This is a genomic window from Psychrobacter glacincola (genome assembly GCF_904846215.1).
GTDB classification, from domain to species: domain Bacteria; phylum Pseudomonadota; class Gammaproteobacteria; order Pseudomonadales; family Moraxellaceae; genus Psychrobacter; species Psychrobacter glacincola.
The window spans coordinates 1-543 of sequence record NZ_CAJGZK010000108.1 but is presented as its reverse complement, the minus strand read 5'-3'; the positions used below and the strand labels follow the sequence as shown (position 1 = coordinate 543).

At 44.4% G+C, this 543-nt stretch carries 1 protein-coding gene; it reads right to left on the bottom strand.

The features are described 5' to 3' along the window. Positions 1-99 precede the first annotated feature (99 nt). The coding region (locus JMW90_RS13645; protein WP_201564781.1) for an AAA family ATPase at positions 100-543 on the bottom strand (444 nt) is incomplete at its 5' end.

Genomic DNA, 543 nt, shown 5'->3' with positions numbered 1-543 from the left:
AAAATAATGATGGCGCACAAAGTAAAAACCCCTTACTTGCCGGTATAAAAAATGGGCAAATAAGGGGCTTAGTTTCGGGTCAAGGGCTAAAATGAACGATTAGCTCATTCTAAGCTTATCAAATGTCAGCTTATCATCCACACCGACATCGACTTTGATGATATCACCAGCAACAAAGTCACCTGCCAGCAGCTTCAATGACAATGGGTTTTCAATCTCTTGCTGAATGGCACGCTTGAGTGGACGCGCGCCATAAACAGGATCATAACCAACCGCAACCAGCTTATTCATCGCTTCTGCTGATAACTCGATATCTAACTCACGCTCATATAAACGCTGACGCAAGCGGTTTAACTGAATCGCAGCAATACCTGCCATCTGCGACATACCTAGTGGATGGAATACCACGATCTCATCGATACGGTTGACAAACTCTGGACGGAAATGCTGCCCAACTGAATCCATCACTTCAGCTTTGATATCCTCATAGCTCTCGCCGACCATTTCTTGGATTTTATGCGAACCCAAGTTACTGGTCATAAT